Origin of the sequence: Novosphingobium pentaromativorans US6-1, assembly GCF_000767465.1 — a bacterium.
Lineage (GTDB): Bacteria > Pseudomonadota > Alphaproteobacteria > Sphingomonadales > Sphingomonadaceae > Novosphingobium > Novosphingobium pentaromativorans.
This window is the reverse complement of record NZ_CP009292.1, coordinates 625,457-650,084: the sequence shown is the minus strand read 5'-3', so window position 1 is coordinate 650,084 and position 24,628 is coordinate 625,457. Positions and strand designations below refer to the sequence as shown.

The window sequence follows — 24,628 nt, the reverse complement described above, 5'->3', positions numbered from 1 at the left end:
CATCAGTCTGCGGCGTCGACCGGCTGCGTCATCAATTGCTCGGCTATGCGGTTCGCTACCTGCGAAGAGGGCAGGTGCAGATCGCGCGCTTGTTCCAGAATGTCGGCCGTGCGTGGGCCAATGCGCATGACCCGGGCGCGGACCTGGTTTTCGTCTTCATGGAGGTATTCAGCCGAAACATTGATGATCCCGCCGGCATTGACGACGTAGTCCGGCGCGTATGTGACGTCCATTTCCAGCAGGCGCCCGGCGATATGCGGGGCGGCAAGCTGGTTGTTCGCAGCGCCGCAGACGACCTTGGCCTTGAGCGCGGCAAGCGCAGCGTCGTCGAGTGCGCCGCCCAGCGCGCAGGGCGCAAAGACCTGTGCATCCACTCCGGCGATCTCCTCTACCGCGGCAACCGTGGCGCCGAGCTTGTCGGCAACGCCGGCGGCACGCTCGGTCACGATGTCGGCCACGACCAGCCGGGCTCCGGCCCCGTCGAGCATGTGACACAGTTCAGCGCCGACGCTGCCCAGGCCCTGGACGGCAATCGTCATTCCGGACAGCGAGCTGCCGTAAGCGAAGAGCGCGGATGCCTTCATCGCTTCGAAGACGCCCAGCGCCGTCCAGGGGGAGGGATCGCCGCCCGCGAAGCCGGGCCTTGCCGTGCGGCCGGCGACATGGCTGGTGTGCATGGCTGCGAATTCCATATCCTCGACGCCGGTGCCGACGTCTTCTGCCGTCACGTACCTGCCGCCCAGTTTCTCGACCTCGCGGCCGAACGCTTCGAACAGGATGCGGCGGTCGAACGCGCCATGCGGGCGTCGCAGTACCGATTTGCCGCCGCCGAATGGTAGTTCGGCCATGGCGTTCTTGTAGCTCATGCCCTCGGCCAGGCGCGCTGCATCGGCCAACATCGTCTCGGCATCCGGATAGCTCCACAGGCGGCAGCCGCCGGCGGCAGGACCGCGTGCAGTGGAATGAATGGCGATGACGCCGTCGAGGCGGGCGGCCTCATCGATCAGGCGGACATATTCCACAGGCGGCAAATCGTGGCTGGCAGCGGCGGTCATCTCTTGAAGGCTCCGGTTGATGTGCCCGCAATTATCGCGGAGGCGCGCGGGCAAGTCTCTCCTCATTGCCGGGCGGATACTATCGATATGGGAAGGACAGGCCTGAATTTTGAGGATATCAGGTCAGAATGATCGAACTTGATGCATATGAGAAAAAGATTCTCCGCGAACTCCAGCGCGACGCGAATCAAACGACGGCCCAGATCGCCGAGAGGGTGGGGCTTTCCGCATCTCCCTGCTGGCGGCGGATCGATCGGCTTGAACGCGAAGGCGTGATCACGCGGCGCGTGGCCCTTGTCGACCGGGAGAAAGTAGGGCTCAACGCGCATGTCTTCGTTCAGGTGAAGCTGACAGCGCATGGCCGGGCCAACCTCGACGAATTCGCCAGCAAGATCCGTGAATTTCCCGAGGTGCTCGATTGCTATGTGCTGATGGGGGCGGTCGATTTCATGATCCGTGTCGTGGCCAGGGACATCAATGCCTACGAGCGCTTCTTCTTCGAGGAACTTTCACAGCTTCCCGGCGTGCAGGAAGTGATCTCCACGGTTGCCCTGTCGCAGATCAAGTCGACGACCGAACTGCCCATCTGAGCGAAGCTCACGCCACGCTGCGCACGCCGGTTACCGTGGCCCGGTAAGCGTCGAAGAGATCGGCGAAATGCTCGTCCATGGAGCGGGCGCGCAGGGCCGGACGCGGGCGGCTGACAGCGACGTCGCGAATGGCGAGGGCGCAACTGGCGGCATTGCCCGAGACGAAGGTCTGTCCTGCCCCGCCGGCCGCGTGATCGGCTGCGCCGCCGCTATCCGGGACGATGACCGGCGTCCCGCTGGCTCTCGCTTCGGCTGCGGCCATGCAGAAGGTCTCCGCTTCGCAGCCATGGACCAGTGCATCGGCGCTGGCCATGATCCTTGCGAATGTCAGCCGGTTACGCTCGGGCCGGAACAGGCGGATATGCGGATTGCCGGAGATGTGCTTGAGGATCGTGCGCTCTTCGCGCCCTTCACCGAGCATGACGAGCCCGATCGGCGCCCACTGGCTGGCGGCGTTCACTGCGTCGATGACCATGGGCCAGCGCTTTTCCGGCGCAAGCCGGCCCACGCCCAGAAGCAGGGTGGCGCTTTCCGGCAAGTCGCAATCGGCCAGAAGCCGTGCGCGCAGGGCGGCGTCGCGATGTTCCGGAGAGAAGCAACCCGGCTCCACACCCATGGCAATCGTCGTGGTATTGGCGACGCCGCCTTCGCGCAGGCGCCGGGTGAGATCGCTGTTGGCGCTGACGACGTGATCGAACTTGCGGCTGTGCTTGCGCAAGTGCTCCCAGAATACGGAGAACTGCCAGTCGATGGTCTTGCGCGAGAAGACCTGCCCGAACCAACGGTAGGCATAGGCCGACAGGGGATCGGCATGCATGATCAGGCTGCGCGGCGCAGCGCCCGGCCATTCTGCGACGAGACCCGCACTGCGCCAGGGTGAGGTTGCCTCTACGAAGTCCGGCGCTTCGGCGTCGAGCGCGGCATAAAGGGGTTCGGCGGCGGGAAAATACCAGTACTTGCGGTCGAGCGGAAAGCGCGGGCTCTTGACGGTGACGATGCGGGCGCCGGGTCCGCGTTCGATAACCGTGTCCTCGTCGCCCGGGGCGATAATCACGATTTCATGTCCCAACCGGGGGCCGATCAGCAATTTCTGTTCCACATAAGTGCGCACGCCGCCGCCCATGGGCGAATAGAAAGCGCAGACATCGACGATCTTCATCGGCTGGTGTTCCTTCCTAGCGGGCGCGATCGAGCGGGGCGACGCCGAGGCCATGCTGGTAGTTGAGGACGATGGTGATGGGCGTGGGGCCGTTCCCGGCCTGAGCGCTGGCCCTGGCGGCCTTGGGCTTGCCCCAGCCCAGGCGCGGATTTCCGGCAAAACCGATGCCATCCGTACGCCATCCGAACTTGCGGTTCTGGTCGCGGTCGTGAAGCAGGCTCACGGCATAAGTGCCTGGCCCCGGCACGCGAACGCAGAGTACCGGAGTGCCCGACTGCGGCACGGTTTCCACGACGCGGCGGAACGTCTTGCCTTCGCTGATGAGGATATTGTCGTCCTCCAGGAAGTCCCTGTTATTGTCCGGGTATACTTCCAGCTTGAGCCTGCCCTTGCGGTCCTTGAGTCCATCGACGCTGACCAGGAACGAAGGCCCGCTCTCGCCCGGACGGCAGCGTCCTTCGGCCTGGCCCAGATCGGGGGTCGAAGGAATTGCGGCCGCGGCGAGCAGCGGCAGGGCGAGGGGCAGGGCAGTCACGCAGGCTTCTCCGGATTGGCAAGGTCGTTGACGGCAAGCAGGCTGCCGAGCACGAGATGCGCGGCAAGGATGAGTCCGGCCATGAGCGCCATGAGCGCCCCGATGTCGCGCTCGTGGCCAAGGGCGACGACTGCGACGCCGGCGAAGAGAAGATCCTTGTTGGGCACGAGTGGCAGGCGCGATACGAGTTGGCGCAGCGTGGCGAGATAGAGCCACCACGAAAGCGGGACGTCCGGCAGGACGATGTGCCAGAGCAGGGCCGAGAGCACGGTGGAAAGGCCGATGCGAGCGAGGTGGACCTGCATGATCATCGACAGGTCCGCGCGCGGCAGCGTGAAGACGCGCCGCCGCCAGATCGTTGCCGCGACGGAAATTGCCAGGATCACGCCCAGCGACAGCGTAAGCATGTGGGCATCGAGCCCGAGCTGCGTCGTTCCGATCATCGGCAGCATCACGACGAGCAGCAGGATGGTTACGCCGTTGCCGGCCATGGCCGAGAGGATCGCGACATCCTTGACCGCCCCGAAGGGGGCAGCATCGAGCGAGACCCGGCGCCGCGCCCATGTGTAGAAGTAGGCTTCGCCAAGGTAGCCCAGCAGCAGTTCGTTATAGACCTTCTTGCGCAGCAGGGCGAGGAAACCGGCTGGCGGGATGGTCCAGAGACGGCGGAAGATCACCCATTCGCAGGCCGGCGTCACGAAATAGGCGGCGGCAAATACGATCCAGAACCCCGGTGAAACCGGGATCATGGCGAGCACGTGATGGATATCGAGCCTGCTCATCTCGTGGAACACGGTGGCGATCACGGCCAGCGAGAGCAGGATCGAGAATACGGCATTGCGGCCGCGATTGGACTTGCGGTCGAGCGGTGTCAGCTCGATGGCCGCAGTGTCATTTGCCAGGACGGCGACGGGTTCGGACACGAAGTTCTCCGGGTAGGGGCCTTGTCAGCCCAGGCGAGGGCCGCGGGTCTGGGATGAAAGGCAGCTTATCCTGAGCTTTTGGCGGCGTTCGCGCTCCTTTTGCCGCACGACATCGCCCATGAGTTCGCTGTAGCGCCGGGCCGCGCCTTCAAGTTCGAAGCTGGCGGCAATCGCCCGCGCGCGCGCTGGGTCGGTGCGGAACTGGCGGATTGCGGCAAGCCCCTCGGCGAAGCTTTCCTCGCAGCGGGCCGGTACGAGAACTCCGGTCCGGCCATTGTCGAGCAGGCACGACATGCTGACACAGCAGTCCGTCGCCAGTACCGGCAGGCCGGCTGCCAGGGCCTCGACGACGACACCCGGAAGACCTTCGTAGTCGGAGCTGAGGACGAAGGCGTCGGCTTCGGCCAATAGGGGGTCGATGCTTGCCAGATGTCCGGGGAAGCGCACCCGATCGGCGATCCCCAGTTCCGCTGCAAGCCTGCCCAGCGCGTCGCGCTCCGGCCCCTCTCCGGCAATGGTCAGTGTGTCGTCGGTCCGCGCGGCGCGGGCGAACGCGCGCAGCAGCATGCGATAGTTCTTCTGCGGCACGAGCCGCCCCGCGGTCAGGTAGCGGGTGCTCCAGACCGCAGTATGGCGCCGCTCCAGCTGCGCAAGCAGGCCAAGCCGCCTGCGCGGCATGACGGGATTGGCAATCGTGGCAAGCTGTTCGGGAAGGGCCAGCGTGCGTTCGCGGATCTCTCGCTGCATCGGCTCGGACAGGGCAACGAGGCGATCGAACACGGTCCCCTGCAGGCGCAGCCAGGTTTCATAGCCGCGGCGCATCAGCGGCGGCATGTCCGGGCGGTCGAGGGCGTTGCTGACCTTGAGGATCATCGGGGGCGCATGGTCGCCCAGCAGCATCTTCACCGCTGCTGCGACGACGGCATAAGTGTTGCCCGGGCAGAACAGGATATCGACCCGGTTTTCGATCAGGAAGCTGTAGAGGCAGTGCACCATCCAGGGCGTTTCCCAGGATGCCGTGGGCAGCCGGGTCGGAATCTGCCAGTAGTCCAAGGCGGGCGCGCTGCACAGGTTTGCGCAGCCCGCACGGCCAAGAACGATCGTGACCTTGTGTCCGGCGCGTTCCCATTCGCTCGCCAGGCCCAGTGCCACGCGCTCCACGCCGCCGGGTTCAAGACTGTGTATCGGAACTGCAATCCTGAGAGAGCCGTGCATGTCCACCCTGACGCCGCCAATCGATCCTGTCCGCAGTATCCGGACAAGGTTTTTTTACGTTGCGGGCGTGCTCCTATGGGCACCAGATTTCCGGTTTGTGACGGTCCCTCAGCCCGTCACACCATCGATCGAAAACTGACGTCGATCTGTCATCCAGACGGGTCGGCCCGTCCAAGCGGCGGTTCAGGACAGCTCGGCGTATCGCGCCGGACGGTGGCTGCGCGCAAACCGTCCGAGCGTGGCATCGATGCTGGAAAGCAGCGAAGGCTTGCTTACGTCGCCAGGATGGACGGCGATGCGCACGGTGTCGAGCGCATGGGGCAGGACCGTGCGGGCAAGGGACGCGAATGCGAGAGAGGACGCGGTGCGCATCGCGCTTCTGCTTGCCCAGGTTATGACCGGCCCTTTCGCAAGCACCTCGTCGTTGCCGGGTTTCCAGACTTTCCAATGATCTTCGGCAAGGGCGAAACCGGCTTGGCCGAGTGCGGCGAGCGAACCTTTGCCGTAGAGCCAGGCCGGGGCGATGAAGCCGGCGACCTCGCGGCCGATAATGTCTTCGATCAGTGCCTTGCCTTCGCGCATGAGGCGCAGCGCGGTCGCTTCTTCGAGGCCGAGGAACTCGCCCTCACCGGCGGTCATGTGGCGCGCCTTGAAATTGGCCGCCCCGCTGTGCTGCCCCGTGTCGCGGTGGAACCAGCCATGGACGAACATTTCGATCCCGCTGTCTGACCAGTTGCGCAGCCGGGACTGGAAGGCCTTGGCCTCGCGCAGGGGCGCCGCGCCCCAGTGGTCCGGCACGACAAGCATGGCGAAGCGCCCCTTGCCCAGGTGGTTCTCCAGCACTCCGGCCAATTGGTCGACCTGTGCTTCGAACCTGGGGCTGACATCGTGGATCGATGCCAGCAGGCGCTTGGTGCTGCTCATGACGTACCGGCAATCCCTGCGTGGCTGGCCTTCGCGCCCGGAGATAGGGCGCTAATGTGACCATCACAATATGCCGACGCGCCGAGCCCGGATGTTGTCCGGGAATGCTGTTCGTCAGGCCGCGAGGGGTTTCCTCGCGAACCAGCCGAAAAGGGCGATGACGGCATAGCACAGGGCGGGCAAGCCAAGCGCCAGCTCGAGGCTGCCGGTGACGTCGGCGAGATGGCCGGTCAGCGGGGGGATTACCGCGCCGCCCACGATCATCACGCAGATCACGCCCGAACCGTCCGCGGCCCGCTTGCCCAGACCTTCGCAGGCAAGGCTGAAGATGGTGGGGAACATGATCGAGTTCATCAGGCCGATGGCGAGGTAGGAGTAGCCCGAGACCACGCCGGTGGTGTGCGTGGAAAGCAGGATCAGGCCGATCGCGCAGGCTGCGTTGAAAGCGAGGATCTTGCCGGGGTTGATCATGCGCAGCAGGGCCGAGCCGATGAAGCGACCGACCAGAGCGCCGCCCCAGTAGAAGGGGATAAGCTTGCCCGCGGACGGTTCGGTCAGACCCAGTACGTTTTCCTGCATCATGTAATTGACGATGAAGGACCCGATCGCGACTTCTGCACCGACGTAGAGGAAGATGCAGCTTGCACCGAAGCCGAAGCGCAGCCGGCGCATGAGATCGAAGCTCTTGAGGATCGATCCCCCGTCGTGCTTCTCACCCTTCAGGCGGTTGCGGTTGAACCACACGACGCCGGCGATGACGGCAAGCGCCAGGGCGAGGCCAAGGTAGGCGCGCTCGATCGCTGCAGTTTCCGCAACGCGATAGGCGGCCAACTCGGCACCCGACAAGTCGGCGGCGCTGACTGCGGCCAGGCTGCCCAGCATGATGATCGTCCCGACATAGGGAAAGATCGTCGTGCCAAGCGAGTTGAAGGCTTGGGCGAATGTCAGGCGCGAATGGGTGGTCTTGACCGGGCCCAGCAAGGAGATCAGCGGGTTGGCGACGACCTGGATGATCGTGACGCCGCCGGCAAGAACGAAGAGGGCGAAAAGGAACACGCCGAAGGTGGCGCTTGCCGAAGCCGGGATGAACAGCAGGCAGCCAGCCATCATGGTCACGAGGCCGATCGCCGCGCCGCGCATGTAGCCCACGCGCTTTACCAGGGCTGCGCCTGGGATCGAGATGATGGCGTATGCGGCGAAGAATGCAGTCTGCACCAGCATCGCCTGCATGTAGTTGAGCGTGAAGAGTTCTTTCAGTTTCGGGATCAGCACGTCGTTGAGCGACGTGATCCCGCCGAAGATGAAGAACAGCGCCATGACGAACAGGCGCAGTTCGGGCGCATCGATGTGCGGGCTGGTGCCCTCGTCGCCGACCTGAGGGTCAGTGCTGCTTGCCGCACCCGGTGCCAGTGCCATGGATCATCCTTCTCCGAACTTAGAAAATAGAACCCAGTGGCAAATCATCGGGTTCTGAGCCGAGGCAGCATCTAGTCGCCCTGATCGGCGGCTTGCAAGCAAACTGGGCTAACGATTGCCTCGAGAATTCGAATTATCCGCCGATTGCCCGCCTCGTCCAAGCGACAATGGCACCTGTCGGCATGGCTCCGGCCTGCCGTGCGACTTCGCGGCCCTTGTGAATCAGCGCAAGGGTGGGGATCGACTGGATGGAATAGCGCGAGGCAATCGCGCGCTCCGCTTCGGTATCGAGCTTGCCGAGCCGGACCTGCGGTTCCAGCTGCTGCGCCGCGGCAGTGAAAGCGGGGGCCATCTGCCGGCAGGGCCCACACCATGATGCCCAGAAGTCGATCAGCAAGGGAATGTCGCTACGCGCGGCATGGGCATCGAAGTTGGCAGTCGTCAGGGTAAGCGGCGCGCCTGTGAAAAGGGCGGATCCGCATTTGCCGCATTTGCCCTTCGCAACCAGCTTGTCCGCCGGCACGCGGTTGGCCGTCGTACAAGCCGGGCAGATGATGATCCGGGCATCGCCTGTGGTCATCGCGTCTCTCCGTGCCGAAATTCTCGCGGCACCAAGCCAGCACAAGACCTTCGTGACAAGCCCTTTTTTGCCGCTGCTCGATCCGGGGAGGCGTGCCAGCTGCAGCCCGGAAACTTGCGCCGGGCGGGGGGCGCGGGTTGTCAGGCTGCGTGTAGCCGCTCCACCGATGCCTTGCGCCCCTCGTCCGGGGCCAGTTGATCGTGTTCGGCAAAAACCCGTTCGATTTCGTCGCGCTTTTCGAAGATCAGCTTGGCCACACCGGCCGTCATGCCGCCTTCGTCACCGACCCGTCCCAAAACGGCTGCGAGATCCTCGAGAGTGGCTTTTTCCAGACTGGCGTGCAGTCCTCCCTTGGAATCGCGATAAGCGATACATTCTAAGGCCATGCCCCGTGCTCCTTGTAAAGCGTATCGTCTAGAAACGCAGAAGGCGGCCTCTGGTTGCAGAGGCCGCCTTCCGGCACACTGGGCTGGTTGGCCCCGCGGCCCGCTCATTCGACGGGCCAGGCAGCGCGCAAGAACACGCGTCAGCGCGATACGACCCGCTGGTCGATGGTGCCGAAGGGCGCCGAGCCATGGGCATTGCGCGCTTCCATGCGGATCGTGTCGCCATAGCCCATGAAAGGCGTCGACGGCTTGCCGTCGGCGATCATCTCGATGGCGCGCACTTCGCTTATGCAGCTCGATCCTACTTCGGCGTAGTTGGCGTTGGACACCGTTCCCGAGCCGATCACGGTCCCGGCGACAAGGTCGCGGGTCCGCGCGGCATGGGCGACCAGTTCGTGGAAGCCGAAGTCCATTGCCCCGCCATTGGCGTGACCGAAGGCCTTGCCATTCCATTCGATAACGAGATCGAGGCACACACGGCCGTCTTTCCACGCATCGCCGAGTGCCTCGGGCGTTACCGCGAAGGGGGCCATAGAGCAGGCGGGTTTGGCCTGGACCCAGCCGAAGCCGGTCTTCATCTCGACCGGCGCGATCGTGCGCAGCGACCAGTCGTTGATCTGCACGACAAGCCGGATGTGCTTCATCGCATCTTCGGGCGTAGTGCCCATCGGCACGGCATCGACGATCACGCCGAATTCGCCTTCGAAGTCGATGCCGTCCGCCGGATCGGGGAAGGGAACCGGATCGGTCGGGCCATAGAAGCGGTCGGACAGGCCCTGGTACATGAGCGGCCTGTCGGACTCGATCGGCGGCAGCTTGAAGGCGATCTGCATCAGTTCGCCGTGAGTGCCGAAAGCCGATCCGTCGAGCCACTGCCACGAACGCGGCAGCGGTGCGCGCAAGGCCGCGGGATCGATTGGCTCGCCCTCACCGGCTTCGAGGCGCTGCGCAATGGCGGCAAGTTGCGGCTGGACCGCATCCCAGCGCTCAACGGCGCCAAGCAGGTTCGGTATCTGCGGACCGGCGGCAAGCATCCGGCGCCCGTCCTGCGAGACGACGACAAGGGTTCCGTCGGGCGCGGCGCCGGTAATCGTGGCAAGACGCATGGCGATCAGTCCTCGAAGATGGCTACGGCGCGGGTCCAGCCCGCGGACGCGCCCTTGATCTTGTGCGGGAAGCAGCTGACGATGAAGCCGTCAGCGGGGAGTGCTTCGAGGTTGTGCATCTTTTCGAGGTGGCAGTAGCCGATGTCGCGGCCCGCCTTGTGACCTTCCCAGATGAGAGACGTGTCGCCCGTTTCCTTGACCTTCTCGGCGGTGTAGCTGAACGGCGCGTCCCATGACCAGGCATCGGTGCCGGTCACGCGCACGCCGCGCTCGGTCAGATACATCGTGGCATCATAGCCCATGCCGCAACCCACGTTGACGAAATCGGGGCGACCCAGCGCTTTGCCCGCAGCGGTGTTGACCAGTACGATTTCCAGCGGCTTGAGCTCATGGCCGATGCGGGCCAGTTCATCCTCGACATCCTTGGCGGTGACGACATAGCCGTCCTCGAAGTGCCGGAAATCCAGCTTCACGCCGGGCTGAAAGCACCATTCAAGGGGTACCTCGTCGATCGTGATCGACCGTTCGGGTTTGCCGTCCTTGCCGTTCATGGTGGGGTGGAAGTGATAGGGCGCATCGAGGTGGGTTCCGCTGTGCGTGGTCAGCTTGACCCACTCCGATGCCGCGAAGCCGGCGGCGTCCGGCGTCTGCTCGGCCGTCACGCCGGGGAAGAAGTGATCCAGCTCCGGCATTGTCTCGCCATGGTTCTGGTAAGTGATTTCCGGCTTCAGGAATGGCGGGTCGCTGATGACATCGTTGCACAGCACGATCGACAGGTCGACGAAGCGGCGGGTCATAGAATTCTTCCTTCGCTTGGGTGTGGCGCTTCGAGCGCCGCCTTCAGTCCAAGAGGCGTGATGATGAGAGCCAGGCCCAGACCGTAAAGAAGCTTGGCCGCGAGCGCGAACCAGAATGGCAGGACCGATATCGAAACGAATAGCATAAGCATCGCTATCATGGCGGTACCGGCCAGGGCGCTCATTGCAGCCAGTACGAAGGCCCGGGCGAAGAGGTTGCGAGGCAGCCTGGAAGACCCGGCCAACGGCGCGAGATCGCCGCGCTTGAGCTTCTTGAGGGTAATGGCGCCGGGGACGATGGTGCTCATCAGCGCGATCATGAAGCTTTGAGGCACGAAGTCGAACACCCACTGACCCGGGCCCCATACTTCGACCGGGCCGGAAGTACCGAATGTCAGGAGAAAGAAGAGCAGCGACAGGATCAAATTGATGACCCCGCTGACTGCGGTTTCCCTTCGGATATGGGCGCTCGCGTTCATCTCTTCATGCTCATGTGGGTCTTTGGTCTCGTGGCCAGCTGTCTTCGTTCGGGTTTGCCGGAACGGCCGCCTCCGGATCGTTGCGTAACGCGCGGACCCTGAGGCAGCCATTCCGGGCAGAGGTTCAGGCGGTCTTGCCGCCGAGGGTTTCGGCGAACCAGTCGGAGATGAGATCGCGTCCATAGGCCATGTTGTCGGCGCCGACGTGCTCGACGCCGCCTTCGCGGTCGGTGAAGATCACTTTCTCGCGGCGCGGCGAGTTGACCAGCTGGTCGTAGAGGTCGTCGGCGTACTTCGGGCTGATCTGGCGGTCGTTGGCGCCGTGGGTCACCAGGAAGGGCACCTTGATCGCGTCCATGTGGCCGTTGAGGTTCATGGCCTCCGACCTGGCAAGGAAGTCGTCCTGGTCCTTGGCCCCGAATGCCCAGTGAACGTGGGCCCAGTAGTGCGGGACCGGGTTCTCGCCCTCGCGCTGCATGCGCTTGTCCTGCACTTCGCGCCAGTTGTGGTTCGCACCCCAGACCGCGCCCGAGGCAAAGCGCGGCTCGTAGGCAACCGCGCGCGGCGCGAAGTGGCCGCCCAGCGAGATGCCGGTCATGCCGATCGCCTTGGGATCGACGTTGTCCTGCTGCTCGAGCCAGTCGACCGCCTTGCTCGCCCAGCTTTCCGAATGCGGATCGACCGGCAGGTCCTGCAGGCGCAGCGCCTCGCCAGAACCGGGCTGGTCGACGCACAGCGTGGAGATGCCGCGGCGGGCGAGCTCCTCGGGCAGGCGCGTCCAGTAAAGCAGCTCCTTGCAGCTATCGAGGCCGTTGCAGAAGACCACTACCGGCTTGCGGCCTTCACCCGGTGCGCGGGTGAACAGCGCCGGCATGGTGCCCTTGTCCAGCGGGATCTCGACGCGTTCGCGGTTGATCCGGCCGATCTGCGTCGACTTGTCGAAGGCCGCGCGGGCCCTGGCGTAAGTCTCCTTGCGCCCGGGATGGCCATGTCCCTGCATGCGCTCGGCCGTGATCAGGTAGAGCGAGGCCCGCTCCAGCTTGTTCGAGGCGGAGAACAGGCGCCCCTTGGCCTCGTCCTCGGCGGCCAGCTCGATGAGCTTGTCGCCCATTGCCGCCCACTGCTTCATGAAGGCCGGTGTGCCCGCGTCGGCGCCGGCATCGGCCGCGTCCTTGATCGGCTTGCACATGTCGATGATCTCACCGAGCTGCGCGCCCGATTCCATCGCGATCGAGACCGACAGGTTCCAGATGTAGTTCGGGAAGTATTCGAAGAGTGCCATCGATCAGAGCTCCGATGCCTGGAACAGGCGCGCATCGGGGGCTGGGTGCGGCATCGTCTGCGGGCCGCCGGTACCCATACCCCACTGGTCCATGACCATCGGCGCAGGCGCGTGCACCTTGTACTCGTGGGTCTCGAAGTCGACCACTTCCAGTTCGGAGGTGTATTCCACGGTAAAGCCGCCCGGGGTGACGAAGTAGCTGAAGGTGTTGTTGCCCGCGGTATGACGACCCGGTCCCCAGCGGATGTCGGTGCCGTGCTGCTTGAGGCGGTGCGCGCCGCGGAACATGTCATCGATGCTCAGCATGTCGTAGGCGACGTGGTTGAGGCACGGCGGTCCGGGCAGGATGGCGACGCGGTGGTGCGCCTCGTTGCAGCGCAGGAAGCACATGAAGTCGCCGAGCCAGTCGGAGATCCGGAAGCCCAGCACATCGGTGAAGAACTTCACCAGTGCCTGGTGGTCGGGCGAGTGCATGACGATGTGGCTGATCTTGAGCGGCACGCCTTCCCAGCGCTCAAGTTCGCGGGCCTCGAGCTTCGCGACATCGGCCGAGATCTCGAAGGGCAGGCCGTCGGGGCTGAAGAAGCGGAAGCCGTAGCCGCCGCCAGGCGCGTCCAGCTCCCTGGGCGCGAACACGACCTTGCAGCCCGCCGCCTCGATCTTGCCGAACAGAGCATCGACGTCGCCGCGGCTGTCGGCGGCAAAGGCGATCACCTCGATGTGGTTGGCATCCGACTTGTGCAGGCGCACCACGTGGTGCTCGTCATGGCCCTGGGTCTTGAACCAGGCGGTGTCCTCGTTCGCCTCGACTTCGACAAGGCCCCAGTCGTCCTTGTAGAAGGCGCGCTCGGCATCGAAGTCCTCGACGCCATATCCAACATAGCGGATCTCGGTTACTCGGCTCATGGGTTTCGTCCTTGATCGTGAACTGTTCAAATGGGCTGCGATACCACCGCGAACATTTCCGCAGTGGCTTCGTGGTTGTCGACCGGTGGCCCCTTGCCGATCTGGCCGTGGCAGATTTCGAGCGACTTCTCGACGATGTAGCGGCAGCGCTCGAAGCGGCGGTCGCGATAGGCCTCGAACGCCGCCTCGGGCGTCTCGCCGCGGGTCAGTTCCTCGGCGAGCACGATCGCGTCCTCGATCGCCATTCCTGCGCCCTGGCCCAGGTGCGGCGTGGTCGCATGGACGGCATCGCCCAGCAGCACGATGCGGCCCTTGTTCCAGGCTCCGTACAGCATCAGGCCCTCGAGCGGACGGTAGACGACGCCCTCGTCTTCGGTGATCTGCTCGGCCAGCGCACGGATCTGCGGCGCTGCTCCGGTGAGCTTGGATCGCATGGCCGCGGCAATCCCTTCGGTGGGATACCGCGGATTGTCCGGTTCAGGCGTGGTCACGTACATGTACATGAGGTCTTCGGACATCGGCACGAGGCCTGCGCCGATCGGACCGTTGTATACGTGCAGCGCGTCGAGCTCTGCGGGACGCGGGAAGTTGTAGCGCCACACCGCTTGCCCCGTGAATTGCGGCTTCTCGGCATCGGGCAGGATCGCCTGGCGGGTCTGCGAATAGACGCCGTCCGCGCCTACCACGATGTCGAAGCGTTCCTCGCGGCCATCGGAGAACGTAACGTTCACGCCCTCGCCGTCATCGTCAAAACGCTCGGCGGTAACGCCGAGGCGGACTTCGGCGCCCAGATCCTTCGCGCTGTCGCCAAGCACCTTCTGCAACGCGCGCCGGCCGATGCCGACATTGGCGGGCTTGCCCTCTACCAGAGCAGGGGCGGGAACCCGCGCCACGCACGTGCCGTCGGGGATGTAGATCTCAATCGCGTCGAAGCCGCAGGCTGCGTCGAGGAAGGCATCGAGCACGCCCAGCTGATCCATCGCGCGCACGACGTTCGACTGCTGGATGATGCCGACACCGTAAACCGACCACGTCGGATCCTTCTCGATTACCGTCACGCGGTGGCCGGCGCGGCGTAGCGCGATCGCAGCGGAGAGACCGCCGATCCCGCCGCCAATGATCAGCGTGTTCAGGTACTTCATCTAACCATCCTTCTCAATCGCGCGGATTAAAACGTATCAAGATCGGCAGCAATCGCAGCTGGGCCATGATAGACCGAACCGATCCGCGCGATGTATTCCAGCCGGTCGCCGGCCGATGCCATCGGTGCGACCATGTGCGTGACGACCACGGACTTGACGCCAGCCTTCCGGGCCAGCTCTCCGACCTGTTCTGGGGTGAGGTGGTGGCGGGACAGGTGCTCGGCTATACCGGAGAGCGCGTCGCCGGCAGCATTGGGTGTATTGCGCCGGACGTTATCGAGCGTTCGATCCACATCGATCATCTCTGAGACGAGCAGGTCTGCACCTGCAGCCAGTTGCTCGACTGCGGGGCTGGGACCGGTGTCGCCGGTATAGACGATGCTGCGTCCCGGCGCATCGAATCGGAAGGCCAGCGATTTGAAGTGTTTGTCAGCCTCACTGCCCGGGTCAAAGGAGTAGTGGGTGTTCTGCCGTGCCGTGGCGGCAATGTCTCCGAGCCGGAATTGCGAGCGATCGGTCAACTCGACGACCTCGACCGTGTCACTGGGACTGGCGACTTGCGCATCGGGAAGGCCGTAACCGGCCTCTATGGCGGGGGCCATCGAAGCGATCAGGCCATCGATCAGTGCCTTGGTTCCCGGCGGGCCGTAGATCGTCAGCTTGTCGGCGATATTGGTCTGGAAGCGCAAGCCGAGAACGGCCGCGATGCCGGCGGTATGATCGAAGTGCAGGTGGCTCAGAACGATAGCCCGGACCTGTTGAAGGCGGATTTTCGTATGCGCCAATTGCTCGACCGTGCCGTCACCGCAATCTACCAGGTAGGCATCCCGGCCGCGAACAAGGAGGTTGGCGGGTTGGCTGCGTTCCGGCGAAGCGATTGGCCCCCCCATGGTGCCGAGCGTGATCCAGTTCGTCGTCATGGCGGGCGATGCCGCAGACGGCGCAGGCGATCCTTCCGGAGCCCCGGTTCCGGCGAAAGCCGGAACCGAAAGCGCGGTGGACATCAGGGCAAATACGAGGAGAGCAGAACGCATCAGAACTTCATCCCTGCGCGAATACCGTAAGTGCGCGGCGGGGAGGTGACGACCAATGCTGCCGATGCGGCGTTGTACGTCGGGCCTGCCGTGGCGATCCGGTTATTCTCGATGTTGCGGACAAAGGCGCCGATCGACCAGCGATCATCATCGGGAGAGAACGTGATGTCCGCATTGCTGGTCCAGGTGCTACCTACCCTTTGAACGGCAAGATATTCGAACCCGATATAGCGACCGGTCTTGAACTGCGTATCGCCCGCAAGCACGATCTTGTAGCCATCCAGCTCGACAGTCTGCTTCGCTCCCAGATTGAGAGTCCATTTCGGCGACTGGTACGCACGGCGACCGGAGCAGTCGATTTCATACTGGCCCGCGTTCGTGGTGCTGAGCGCATAAGGGCATCCGGTCAGCGGCGGGGTTGCGCCCGTCGGCTGATTGTAGGCGAAATCCTTGTATCGCGCGTCGAGGTACTGGACCTGCGCCGAAAGCAGCGTGGTCGGCGTGGCCAGGAACTGCGCTTCGACTTCGGCCCCCTTGATGGTCGAGCGGCCCGCGTTTTCGGTGAACTGGCCCTGGTTGCCCGCCAGGTCGACACCGGTGTGGTTCACCTGCTGGTCGCGGTACTTCCAGTAGAACGTCTCGAGATTGAGCTGAAGACGGTTGCCGAAGAAGCGGTTCTTGATGCCAAGGGTGTAGGCCGTGATGTATTCGGGATCGAAAGTCTCATAGCCCTGGGACAGCGAGAAGCCGCCCGAACGGTAGCCCGTCTCGACGCTGCCGTAGAACAGCGAGCGCGGAGCGACATCGAATTCGAAGCCTGCTCGCCATGTGAACTTCGAAGTATTGAGCGGTTCCTGCACGGCCGTCTGCGTGTGGATGAGGAGCGCGCCCGAGGTGCCGATCGGCGTGGCACCGCCCACGGGCGGCACGATGAACGGAGCCTGCAACTGCGTGAAGCTGTCTCCGACCGGCAGCAGCGTGGCGGTGGGGCAGCTCGGCCTGAAGTTGACGGTCTGCGTGCACTTCACGAGGAAGACGTCGGCAACGCCGTCGAACTTCTTTTCATCACGCGTCCAGCGCAGGCCGCCGATCAGGCGCAGACGATCGTTGAGATTCGCGGTGAGGCGACCGAACAGCGCGTAGGACCGGGTGTCCGACTTGAACTCCTGGTAGGCGTTGAGCGCCTGCTGCGCGAAAGTGTAGTTCCCGTCGACCTTCTCGTCGAACAGGTAAGCGCCGAGGATGTAGTCGAAGATGCCCTGGCGTTCGCCGGCGAAGCGTGCTTCCAGGCTGAACTGTTCGTCCTTCTCCTGGATGAAGCCGATGAAGGCGGGCGCTGCGAACTTGTTGTCGAGTTGCGAATAGCGCCAGGCCGGAAGCACGGTCAGCGTGCCAGCGTCCGTCTTCCAGGTGATTTCCGCGTTGGCGCCGTAGAAGCGATTGTTCTGGTACAGGTCCGGATCGAGCGGATCGGCAGTGCGCCCTGAAAGGCCAAGGAACAGCGTCTGGCGGTAGGCCTGCGCAGCCGGATCGAGCAGGCCGGTCGATTTAGAGAGGCCCGAGGGCACGAACGAGTAGGCGCCAGCCACGGGATTGTAGACGTAATGTCCCTGGTAGGACGAGCCTGCGCCCTTGCCGCCAGTGAAGGAGTAATCGCCGCCGACGCGGACGGTGAGATCGGGCGTCAACTCTGCGAGGTACTGAACGCGAAGCGCCCTGGACTTGTCGTCCGAAGTTCCGTCCGAGAGATAGCCGTCGTGCTGGGTGAGATTGCCCGAAACGCGCAGCGCCCCGTATTCGCCAACCGGAATGTTGATGGCGCCCTGCAGGCTCAGTGCATCGTAATTGCCGTAGCTTGCATTGGCGAAGCCGCTGAACTCGCCCGGCTTCGGTTTTGCCGGGAGGACGTTGACGGCGCCGCCGGTGGCGTTGCGGCCGTAGAGCGTGCCCTGCGGTCCTTTCAGGACCTCGATCCGGTCAAGATCGTAGAACATGCCGGAGGTCGAAGTGGGGCGACCCAGGTACACACCGTCATAGCCGAATGCGATGGCCGGGTCGGAATAGCCGTTGACCGTGAAGTTGCCGACACCGCGCAGGAAGATGATGGTGTTGGCGCCGCCATTCTGCTGCACGCTCAGGGCGGGTACAAGCTTGCCGAGGCCAGCCGAATTGGTCAGGCCCGTGCGCGTCAGCTCGTCGCTGCTTACGACGTCGATGGCGAGACCGGCGCGCTGCGAGCTTTCGACCTTGCGCTGCGCGGTCACGACGATTTCGGTCAGTCCAGCGGGCTGTTCGCCGACGGCGTCTGCACCGCTCTGCGCCGCTGCATCCTGCGCTGGTGATTGATCCTGGGCATAGGCCTGGCCGGTGGACAGGGCCACGGCAAGCGCCGTTCCGACAAGAAGATGGTATCGCATGGTGCTCTCCCTAAGATTTCGTGGCCCGGAAATTTCCCGTCCGCTGGGTAGAGCGAATGTCTCACGGCTTGCTACTTATCAAATTTTTTGTTTTTGTAGGAAGCCATAAATAGGATTGATGCTAATGCGGCTCGACAGATTCGACCTCAACCTCCTGATTGCTCTGGAGCTCTTGCTGGAGGAGCGGAATGTGACGCGCGCCGCGCAAAGGCTCAACCTGACGCAGTCGGCCATGAGCGCTGCCCTCGGCCGCTTGCGGGTCGCTCTCAATGACGAGTTGCTCGTGCCGCACGGGCGGCGCATGATCGCCACGCCCCATGCCTTGGCGCTGGCGCCCGCGGTTGCGGAAGCGGTGCGCAATCTGCGCGCCCTGATCTCGGGGGCCAGGGCATTCGATCCATTGACGTCGGATCGCCGCTTCGAGATTGCGGCGTCGGACTACATCACGACCGTGCTGCTTGGTCCGCTCCTGCCGCGCCTCAAGGCCGAGGCGCCCGGCGTCGAAGTCAACATCGTGCTGCCGACCCGAGAGACGAGCGCGCTTCTCGATGACGGCAAGCTCGATTTTCAGATTACGCCTGAACAGTTTCTCGATCCCGACCATCCCAGGGAACTACTTTTCGAGGAACGCCATGTGGTAATCGGGTGGTCGGGCAATCCTGTATTCGAAAAGGAGATGACGCTGGATGCGTTTCATTCCTGCGGGCATATCGCGGTGCGAATTACGGGCGTGCCGACCTTCGCCGAGCGTCACATGATGGAATTCGACGATCAGCGCCGGGTCGAGGTGACAGTGCCCTCCTTCACGCTGGTGCCATGGTTTCTACCAGGCACGAACTTGCTGGCGCTGATGCATGAACGCCTGGCACGCGTATATGCGCCGCTGCTTCCGCTGGAAACCCGGCCCGTCCCTTTCGACATGCCGTTGATGCGCGAAATGATCCAGCATCACGCCGCCCGTTCGACCGATGCGGGCATATTGTGGCTGAAGGATCGCCTGCTCGCCGCCGTGCACGAATCCGCGGCGGACGGGCAAGCTGAGATTGAACGGCCCGTGACTTAGGGCTCACTCCGATCTTGGGGGTGGGGCGCTGTGCTGCTCAGGGTCGCGGGAATGCAGGCCGGCGGCGTGCGATCACGGAGGCGTTGGATCGGCTCGGCGAACGATCGCGATCCGGTCTGACTGATAGGAGCCCAGCCAGAGCTGACCATTCCATCCGGTGGCGGAAGAGAGGCCGTTGAAACCGGCTTGCGGAGTTCCGTAAGCGACGGTGGCGATACGATGGGCTGCAAGGTCCAGTCGACCGACGACCCAGCCTCTGTGGCACAGCATGGGATCGGCCTTGCCTTCGTTCACCTTGCGCAGTCCCGAGCAGGCAGGCTCGTCCAGCCTCATGCCGGCAAGGATCAGTTCTCCTTCGCTCCAGTGAATGTTGTCCGGCATGAAGTCAGGTGCGGCGATCACTTCCAGCGGACGGACCGTGTTGCGCCGGTCGTAAATGGCAACACCGTGCAAGCCAAAGCCGACAACGTAGAAGCGATTGCCGTCGGGATCGACTTCCAGGCCATTGTTGCCTGGAAGCTGGGTGCCTTCCATTTCGACGAAATCGCGCTCCCCGCGGCGCCATTGCCACACCGCTCCAGTCTTGCGACCGAGCATGAAGTCACCGATCGTCGTCCCCGGCCGCGTCAGAACGGTAACAAGTATGGTTCCGTCTTCGAAGCTCGCCGTGGCATTGCCCACTTGATCGGCGGGCAGGGGCTGGCATCCGATCCAGGTCAGCCCAGGCTTGCGCGGTCCCGTGACGATTTTGAATGCTTCCACTGACTCGCGCCCGCCGTGGTTCACGACGAGCAATTGCCAGGTGTCGGCTGCGATGCGGCGCAAGGATAGCCCGCGCGCGTTGAAAAGCGACGCGTCCAGCGGAGCCGGACAATTCGGGAAGTGTTTCTTGTCCCACGCGATCTGCGAAGCACTTGCCTTGTACCACTTTTCATATGTCCGCGCGGGCGCATCGACCAGCTTGAGACCTGCCCCCGGAGCGAAGCCGCTTGCAACGATCCACTTCGTCCCGGGAATGGCCAGGAGATCTTCAGGGCGTTCCGGGCCGCAAATGTAGTCCAGGTCCCCGTCGGGTCGGCAGGTCTGCGGACCCGGCGGCGCAGCAGCACCGCCCAGAGCGATTGCCGAGAACAATGCAAGGGCGGTGCGCCTCATCAGTCGCGCGGCCTGCTGCCGCCGGTGCGCGCCTGAACGGCGGGATCGGAGAGCAGCGGCAAGGCAGCATAATGCGGCCAGTCGATGATTTCCGTTTCAAGGCCCAGTCGCACCATCCGGGGATGTGACGGCGAAAATGCGGGCCAGCGGCCAAGGGCTGGGCTTGCCGGAACGCCGGTCCGAGCGAATGCAAGGAGTGCGTCGGACATCTCCGTTTCGAGGTTGACGTCGCCTGGCTCCCAGATGCGGGTCTGGCGGAACAGGTTCAGGGAATCGCGGGTGCGCAGCCAATAGGGCACGTCGCCGGAGTGATAAGCGCCGACAGTTGCCGGGTCATGGTCGCTGAAGGTAATCCCCGGCGCATAAGGCTGGCGGCGGGTGAACAGATAGGCATAGGCAGGAGCGCTGCCATAGGTGCTCTGGGCATTGGCCCATTGAGCCATCTGCAGGCCCAGGGTTGCGTCCCTGGCGATGTCCGCCGCTCGGCGAGCAGGGTCGGAGCCCGGATAGGCGGCAAGAATGCGGTCCGCATTGCGCGGGTAGCGCGCACGGACAGCATCGGTGAGTTCGCTTACCGTGGTTATCGGGCCGAAAGGTAGAAAGCTCTCATCACGCGTGAACCCGATCAGGAGCGGCACGTCGTTCTGGCGGCGTGCAGCGAATGTTTCCTCGGCCGTGCCGGTCAATACGTGGCCATCGAGAACGATGGGACTGCGCGGGGTTTTCGCTGCGGTGAGAACATCGCCTGGTATGGCGCGCATGTCGGCGAGCGATGTGGCGTCCAGTTCCTTTTGCAAGGCAAGGCCCTGCGCTTCTGCGTTGTCCAGCGGCACCGGGCCCAGCATCCCGCCGAACGGACTTCCGCTCATCCCGACGACACGCTGGAAAAGGCCCTTGGCCAGCGGGCTTGCCTGGAGAAGCGCGACGGACATCGAGCCAGCCGACTGGCCGACGATAGTGACGTTGTCCGGATCGCCTCCGAAGCCGGCAATGTTGCGCTTCACCCACTGCAGGGCGGCGATCTGGTCCATGAGGCCATAGTTGCCCGAGCCATTGTATCCGGATTCGCGCGACAGTTCGGGGTGAGCGAGAAAGCCGAGGGGGCCGACACGATAGGCAACATTGACGCGGATTACGCCAGCTTCGGCAAGTGGCTCGCCCGAATAGTTTGCCATGCTGGCCGAACCGATGTTGAAGCCGCCGCCGTAGATCCACACGACGACGGGCAGTTTGTTCCGCTCGCCCTTGGGAGCCCAGATGTTGAGGTAGAGGCAGTCCTCGCTCGTTGCCTCGTTGCCGAAATAGTGGTTCTGGCGCGGACTGCGCAGGGGCTGCAGGCACTCCGGTGCATAGCGGTCGGCATGGAACACGCCCTGCCAGGGCGTGACTGGCTGTGGCGGCTGCCAGCGAAGTTCGCGCAAAGGCGGCGCGGCAAACGGAACGCCCAACCACGCGTCCACGCCCGAAGCAAGCGAGCGGCCCTCGATCAGGCCGCCCTCGACCTTGACAGGCTCGGCCTGCACCGCGGCAAGCGGAGCGCCTATCGCCAGCAGAAGGGACAGTGCAAAACGAATCATTTGCGGGCAACTCCCAGCTTTTCGTGGAAGAAGTCGAAAGTCGCATTGGTGGCCTTGAGGGTCGCAGCGCGCGTTTCGGCAGGGGTATGGCCGATGAAGCTGTGATCGACGCCCGGGATGTAGATGGCCGTGACCGGCACGCCGGCCTCGCGCAGGCGCGTTTCGGCAAGGTGCGACTGTGCAACCGGAACAACCTTGTCCTCTTCGCCGTGAATGAGAAGGAATGGCGGGTCCTTGGAGTCGATGTATGTCACCGGGCTGGCGGCTGCGTATTTCTCGTTGGAACAGGGCCCGTCGCAGTCGAGCAGCTTGGCGACGGCATCGTCGGCTCCGCCGGTGCGCGATGCGGCAATGGCGGCAAAATCGAATACGCCGTACCAGGTGACGGCGGCCTGGACGCAGCCATCTTCGGTCGATGCCGGGTCAAGCGTGGTCTCGTGGCAGGCCAGCGAGGTCAGCGCGGTCAGATGACCGCCGGCCGATCCTCCCCAAACGCCGACGCGCTTGGGGTCGATGCCGTACTTTTCCGCATTCTTGCGCAGGAAGCGCAAGGCAGCCTTTGCGTCCTGGAACTGCGCGGGGAATTTCGCTTCGCCCGAGAGTCTGTATTCGAGGCTCGCAACGACGAAACCTTCGGATGCGAGGCTGGCCAGCGCGGCCGGAAAATCGGCCATGGCGCCCGAATGGCGGGTGTGACCGCTGACCCATCCTCCGCCGTGAATGTACATGACCAGCGGGTGCGGACCCTTGGACGCTGGGACATAGATGTCGACAATCTGCGGCGTGAAGCCGGGAAGCTGCTGATAGGCAACGTCGCGATAGGCTTTGACGCCGCCGGGAAAGGCAACGGGCTGGACTGGGAAGCGATCTTCCAGAACGGGGGCGTCGGCGACAGGAAACTCGCGATCCTTGGCGCTTGCGGCATGGCCTGCCTGTGCGGCGAACACGATGGCTGTCGCGGCGACGAGGCCGCGGGTGCGAAACTTCATATTGATCCTCTCCCAGTCGGGTTTCAGTCTAGAAATTCAGGTTTGTGTGCGGCCTGAGCGGCCAGTCTGATGGGGGCATTGACGGCACCGTATCCGGCATAGTGGCGCCGTTCGACGAGTTCGAAGAAGATCCGCCGCGCGAAGGCGCGCGAGTAGAACTGGAAATATTCGCCGTCGGCGTCGCGATCGTAGAGGATGTCGAGTTCGGACATGCGCTCGATCAGCTCTGGATCGAGATCCCAGCGCGTGGCGAGATCGTCGTAATAATTGTCCGGGATCGAAAGGCGCGGAAGCCCCGCATCGATCGCAGCGCGCGCGGCCGCAAAAATGTCGGTGCAGGCAAAGGCGATGTGCTGCACGCCTGCGCCGAAATAATTGTGAACGAAGCGCGATGTGAGCGACTGATGGGCGAGCGAGCCGTTAAGCGTGAAGCGAACCGATCCGTCGGGCGTTTCGACGGCCTGACTTTGCACCAGGCCCATGGGATCGGCAATCTCCACCTGGGGTGTCTTGGCGACGTCGAGCAGGCCGACATAAAACAGGAGCCAGCTCAGAAACTCCTCGAACTGCATGGTTTGGGCGATGTGATCGACCCTCGACAGTGCGGGATCCGGTTCGCTCGTTTCCAGCGGATGGGGGAATTCATGCGCCCACATGGCGTCCCGCGTGCCCGCATCGACAAAGTAGAGCAGGCTCCCGCCGATCCCGCGCACGCTGGGAATCGGCCATTCGTCGGGAGCTATGGCTTGTTCGAAGCGCCGTACGCGCATCAGATCGGCCCGCTCGAGAGCGGCGCCTACATCGTCTACGGCAAGGCCGATGGCGCAAACAGATGCGCCGTGGACGATGTCGTGACTGTGGGCGAGTCCTTCCGGCTCGCAATTGATGACGAGATTGATCTCGCCCTGGTTCCAGCGAGTCACATCCTTGTTGCGATGGCGGGCGACGGGGCGAAAGCCGAGAGGTCGAAGCATCGCCCCAAGCGCTTCGGCTTCCTTGTGGCTTGCGGCAAACTCGATGAATTCGACCCCGCGCGATCCGACCCGCGGCGGCAGGGCCGAACTGGAATTGGAGGGGCGCCCAATGCCCCCTTCGAGAAGGCGTAGTGAGCGATAGCCGTCCAGGGCTACGCCGCTTGCCGATCCGGCACGGAACCGGTCATTGAAGATCTCGAGGCTCCAGTAGCCCTGGTAGCCGATCCGTCTGATCGCATCGGCCCAGTCGTCCAGCGGGAAATCGCCTTGTCCCGGCATGCAGCGGAAGTGCCGGCTCCAGCTGAGCAGGTCCATGTCGAGGACGGGCGCATCCGCGACCTGGACTATGAACAGCTTTTCGGGGCGAATATCGCCGATACTGCTCGAGGGGATCTGCCGGGAGAGCGAATGAAAGCTGTCCAGGACAAGGCCGAGTGCAGGGTGATCGACGTCACGGACAAGCGCCCATGCATCGCGATGATCGTTGACGTGCTTGCCCCAGGCCAGCGCTTCGTAGCCGATCCTGAGCCCGCGCGCCGCAGCGCGCTCACCGGCTTCGTTGAGGTCGGCCAGGATCTGGCCGCGATCTCCAGAAGCAAGTGGAGAGCAGCTTGAACAGACAAGGAGCAGGTCGGTTCCGAGTTCCTCCATAACGTCGAACTTGCGTTCAAGACGGTCGAAAGCGCGCCGACGTTGGTCCTGCGGCAGCCCTTCAAGGTCGCGAAAGGGCTGGAACATCGTGCATGCCAGGCCAAGGTCGCACATCAGTCCGGCGATCTCGCGTGCGGAGAGGTGCGAGGAAAGCAGATCGTTCTCGAAAATCTCCGCACCGGTAAATCCGGCGTTGGCAATGGCCAGCAATTTGGCATCGAGCGAACCGCTGATGGAAACGGTCGCGATTGAGGTTTTCATGCCCACATCCTC

Annotated in this window: 23 protein-coding genes; 2 read left to right on the top strand and 21 right to left on the bottom strand. The window is 63.8% G+C overall.

Features of this window, described 5'->3' with window-relative positions; all coding sequences use genetic code 11:
• Positions 1-2: 2 nt before the first annotated feature.
• Positions 3-1,055, bottom strand: a complete 1,053-nt coding sequence (locus tag JI59_RS21575; RefSeq protein WP_007014236.1) for a Leu/Phe/Val dehydrogenase — start codon at positions 1,053-1,055, stop codon at positions 3-5.
• 128 nt (positions 1,056-1,183) lie between these two features.
• On the opposite strand from JI59_RS21575, the gene JI59_RS21570 reads away from it, so the two are divergent.
• A complete protein-coding gene (locus JI59_RS21570) occupies positions 1,184-1,645 on the top strand; it encodes an Lrp/AsnC family transcriptional regulator (RefSeq protein WP_007014237.1) in 462 nt (153 codons plus the stop codon).
• A 7-nt stretch (positions 1,646-1,652) separates the two neighbouring features.
• On the opposite strand, the gene JI59_RS21565 is transcribed toward JI59_RS21570, so the two are convergent.
• The 16 genes from JI59_RS21565 to JI59_RS21490 all read right to left on the bottom strand — a co-directional run bounded on the left by JI59_RS21565 (position 1,653) and on the right by JI59_RS21490 (position 17,946).
• A complete protein-coding gene (locus JI59_RS21565) occupies positions 1,653-2,804 on the bottom strand; it encodes a glycosyltransferase (RefSeq protein ID WP_007014238.1) in 1,152 nt (383 codons plus the stop codon).
• A 16-nt stretch (positions 2,805-2,820) separates the two neighbouring features.
• On the bottom strand, positions 2,821-3,339 hold the full coding sequence (locus JI59_RS21560) for a DUF2141 domain-containing protein (protein WP_007014239.1): 519 nt from the start codon (positions 3,337-3,339) through the stop codon (positions 2,821-2,823).
• Complete coding sequence (locus tag JI59_RS21555; RefSeq protein ID WP_007014240.1) at positions 3,336-4,262, bottom strand: hypothetical protein; 927 nt, start codon at positions 4,260-4,262, stop codon at positions 3,336-3,338. The genes JI59_RS21560 and JI59_RS21555 overlap by 4 nt, the downstream gene beginning before the upstream one ends.
• A gap of 24 nt (positions 4,263-4,286) precedes the next feature.
• Positions 4,287-5,423, bottom strand: coding sequence for a glycosyltransferase (locus tag JI59_RS21550; protein ID WP_007014241.1), 1,137 nt, complete (start codon positions 5,421-5,423; stop codon positions 4,287-4,289).
• A 237-nt stretch (positions 5,424-5,660) separates the two neighbouring features.
• Positions 5,661-6,401 carry a DUF2334 domain-containing protein gene (locus tag JI59_RS21545; protein WP_007014242.1) on the bottom strand — a complete coding sequence of 247 codons (741 nt, stop codon included), beginning with the start codon at positions 6,399-6,401 and terminating at the stop codon, positions 5,661-5,663.
• A gap of 114 nt (positions 6,402-6,515) precedes the next feature.
• Positions 6,516-7,817 carry a sugar MFS transporter gene (locus JI59_RS21540; protein ID WP_007014243.1) on the bottom strand — a complete coding sequence of 434 codons (1,302 nt, stop codon included), beginning with the start codon at positions 7,815-7,817 and terminating at the stop codon, positions 6,516-6,518.
• A 133-nt stretch (positions 7,818-7,950) separates the two neighbouring features.
• Positions 7,951-8,397, bottom strand: a complete 447-nt coding sequence (gene trxC / locus JI59_RS21535; protein ID WP_007014244.1) for a thioredoxin TrxC — start codon at positions 8,395-8,397, stop codon at positions 7,951-7,953.
• 140 nt (positions 8,398-8,537) lie between these two features.
• Positions 8,538-8,783 carry a hypothetical protein gene (locus tag JI59_RS21530; RefSeq protein ID WP_007014245.1) on the bottom strand — a complete coding sequence of 82 codons (246 nt, stop codon included), beginning with the start codon at positions 8,781-8,783 and terminating at the stop codon, positions 8,538-8,540.
• A 140-nt stretch (positions 8,784-8,923) separates the two neighbouring features.
• Positions 8,924-9,889 (bottom strand): fumarylacetoacetate hydrolase family protein, encoded by a 966-nt coding sequence (locus JI59_RS21525; RefSeq protein ID WP_007014246.1) that lies wholly within the window; start codon positions 9,887-9,889, stop codon positions 8,924-8,926.
• A gap of 5 nt (positions 9,890-9,894) precedes the next feature.
• Positions 9,895-10,686: a cyclase family protein gene (locus tag JI59_RS21520; protein WP_007014247.1), complete on the bottom strand. Its 792-nt coding sequence runs from the start codon at positions 10,684-10,686 to the stop codon at positions 9,895-9,897.
• Positions 10,683-11,165, bottom strand: coding sequence for a hypothetical protein (locus tag JI59_RS21515; protein ID WP_007014248.1), 483 nt, complete (start codon positions 11,163-11,165; stop codon positions 10,683-10,685). Before JI59_RS21515 ends, JI59_RS21520 begins: the two co-directional genes overlap by 4 nt.
• Before the next feature lie 124 nt (positions 11,166-11,289).
• Positions 11,290-12,447: an alpha/beta hydrolase family protein gene (locus JI59_RS21510; protein ID WP_007014249.1), complete on the bottom strand. Its 1,158-nt coding sequence runs from the start codon at positions 12,445-12,447 to the stop codon at positions 11,290-11,292.
• Positions 12,448-12,450: 3 nt separating this feature from the next.
• On the bottom strand, positions 12,451-13,353 hold the full coding sequence (locus tag JI59_RS21505) for a VOC family protein (protein ID WP_007014250.1): 903 nt from the start codon (positions 13,351-13,353) through the stop codon (positions 12,451-12,453).
• Positions 13,354-13,379: 26 nt separating this feature from the next.
• Positions 13,380-14,495 (bottom strand): FAD-dependent oxidoreductase, encoded by a 1,116-nt coding sequence (locus JI59_RS21500; protein ID WP_007014251.1) that lies wholly within the window; start codon positions 14,493-14,495, stop codon positions 13,380-13,382.
• 26 nt (positions 14,496-14,521) lie between these two features.
• Positions 14,522-15,529, bottom strand: coding sequence for an MBL fold metallo-hydrolase (locus JI59_RS21495; RefSeq protein WP_007014252.1), 1,008 nt, complete (start codon positions 15,527-15,529; stop codon positions 14,522-14,524).
• Positions 15,529-17,946: a TonB-dependent receptor gene (locus JI59_RS21490; RefSeq protein WP_007014253.1), complete on the bottom strand. Its 2,418-nt coding sequence runs from the start codon at positions 17,944-17,946 to the stop codon at positions 15,529-15,531. The genes JI59_RS21495 and JI59_RS21490 overlap by 1 nt, the downstream gene beginning before the upstream one ends.
• A 124-nt stretch (positions 17,947-18,070) precedes the next feature.
• Between JI59_RS21490 and JI59_RS21485 the strand changes: the two genes are divergently transcribed.
• Positions 18,071-19,009 (top strand): LysR family transcriptional regulator, encoded by a 939-nt coding sequence (locus JI59_RS21485; RefSeq protein WP_007014254.1) that lies wholly within the window; start codon positions 18,071-18,073, stop codon positions 19,007-19,009.
• A 72-nt stretch (positions 19,010-19,081) separates the two neighbouring features.
• Here the strand turns inward: JI59_RS21485 and JI59_RS21480 are convergent, their stop codons facing one another.
• From JI59_RS21480 to JI59_RS21465, 4 genes are read right to left on the bottom strand one after another with little or no spacing between them, the layout of a single operon-like run.
• On the bottom strand, positions 19,082-20,164 hold the full coding sequence (locus tag JI59_RS21480; protein WP_007014255.1) for a hypothetical protein: 1,083 nt from the start codon (positions 20,162-20,164) through the stop codon (positions 19,082-19,084).
• On the bottom strand, positions 20,164-21,741 hold the full coding sequence (locus JI59_RS21475; protein WP_007014256.1) for a carboxylesterase/lipase family protein: 1,578 nt from the start codon (positions 21,739-21,741) through the stop codon (positions 20,164-20,166). The genes JI59_RS21480 and JI59_RS21475 overlap by 1 nt, the downstream gene beginning before the upstream one ends.
• The gene (locus tag JI59_RS21470; RefSeq protein WP_007014257.1) at positions 21,738-22,730 is read right to left on the bottom strand and encodes an alpha/beta hydrolase; all 993 of its coding nucleotides are present in this window, start codon (positions 22,728-22,730) and stop codon (positions 21,738-21,740) included. Before JI59_RS21470 ends, JI59_RS21475 begins: the two co-directional genes overlap by 4 nt.
• Positions 22,731-22,753: 23 nt before the next feature.
• Positions 22,754-24,616: a bifunctional sugar phosphate isomerase/epimerase/4-hydroxyphenylpyruvate dioxygenase family protein gene (locus tag JI59_RS21465; protein WP_039857753.1), complete on the bottom strand. Its 1,863-nt coding sequence runs from the start codon at positions 24,614-24,616 to the stop codon at positions 22,754-22,756.
• Positions 24,617-24,628: the final 12 nt, after the last annotated feature.

What these genes read in the sequence shown, in the direction of transcription:
- JI59_RS21575 (WP_007014236.1), bottom strand. Translation starts at nt 1,055, where the DNA reads ATGACCGCCGCTGCCAGCCACGATTTGCCGCCTGTGGAATATGTCCGC.
- JI59_RS21570 (WP_007014237.1), top strand. Translation starts at nt 1,184, where the DNA reads ATGATCGAACTTGATGCATATGAGAAAAAGATTCTCCGCGAACTCCAG.
- JI59_RS21565 (WP_007014238.1), bottom strand. Translation starts at nt 2,804, where the DNA reads ATGAAGATCGTCGATGTCTGCGCTTTCTATTCGCCCATGGGCGGCGGC.
- JI59_RS21545 (WP_007014242.1), bottom strand. Translation starts at nt 6,401, where the DNA reads ATGAGCAGCACCAAGCGCCTGCTGGCATCGATCCACGATGTCAGCCCC.
- JI59_RS21540 (WP_007014243.1), bottom strand. Translation starts at nt 7,817, where the DNA reads ATGGCACTGGCACCGGGTGCGGCAAGCAGCACTGACCCTCAGGTCGGC.
- trxC (WP_007014244.1), bottom strand. Translation starts at nt 8,397, where the DNA reads ATGACCACAGGCGATGCCCGGATCATCATCTGCCCGGCTTGTACGACG.
- JI59_RS21530 (WP_007014245.1), bottom strand. Translation starts at nt 8,783, where the DNA reads ATGGCCTTAGAATGTATCGCTTATCGCGATTCCAAGGGAGGACTGCAC.
- JI59_RS21525 (WP_007014246.1), bottom strand. Translation starts at nt 9,889, where the DNA reads ATGCGTCTTGCCACGATTACCGGCGCCGCGCCCGACGGAACCCTTGTC.
- JI59_RS21520 (WP_007014247.1), bottom strand. Translation starts at nt 10,686, where the DNA reads ATGACCCGCCGCTTCGTCGACCTGTCGATCGTGCTGTGCAACGATGTC.
- JI59_RS21515 (WP_007014248.1), bottom strand. Translation starts at nt 11,165, where the DNA reads ATGAACGCGAGCGCCCATATCCGAAGGGAAACCGCAGTCAGCGGGGTC.
- JI59_RS21510 (WP_007014249.1), bottom strand. Translation starts at nt 12,447, where the DNA reads ATGGCACTCTTCGAATACTTCCCGAACTACATCTGGAACCTGTCGGTC.
- JI59_RS21505 (WP_007014250.1), bottom strand. Translation starts at nt 13,353, where the DNA reads ATGAGCCGAGTAACCGAGATCCGCTATGTTGGATATGGCGTCGAGGAC.
- JI59_RS21500 (WP_007014251.1), bottom strand. Translation starts at nt 14,495, where the DNA reads ATGAAGTACCTGAACACGCTGATCATTGGCGGCGGGATCGGCGGTCTC.
- JI59_RS21495 (WP_007014252.1), bottom strand. Translation starts at nt 15,529, where the DNA reads ATGCGTTCTGCTCTCCTCGTATTTGCCCTGATGTCCACCGCGCTTTCG.
- JI59_RS21490 (WP_007014253.1), bottom strand. Translation starts at nt 17,946, where the DNA reads ATGCGATACCATCTTCTTGTCGGAACGGCGCTTGCCGTGGCCCTGTCC.
- JI59_RS21485 (WP_007014254.1), top strand. Translation starts at nt 18,071, where the DNA reads ATGCGGCTCGACAGATTCGACCTCAACCTCCTGATTGCTCTGGAGCTC.
- JI59_RS21480 (WP_007014255.1), bottom strand. Translation starts at nt 20,164, where the DNA reads ATGAGGCGCACCGCCCTTGCATTGTTCTCGGCAATCGCTCTGGGCGGT.
- JI59_RS21475 (WP_007014256.1), bottom strand. Translation starts at nt 21,741, where the DNA reads ATGATTCGTTTTGCACTGTCCCTTCTGCTGGCGATAGGCGCTCCGCTT.
- JI59_RS21470 (WP_007014257.1), bottom strand. Translation starts at nt 22,730, where the DNA reads ATGAAGTTTCGCACCCGCGGCCTCGTCGCCGCGACAGCCATCGTGTTC.
- JI59_RS21465 (WP_039857753.1), bottom strand. Translation starts at nt 24,616, where the DNA reads ATGAAAACCTCAATCGCGACCGTTTCCATCAGCGGTTCGCTCGATGCC.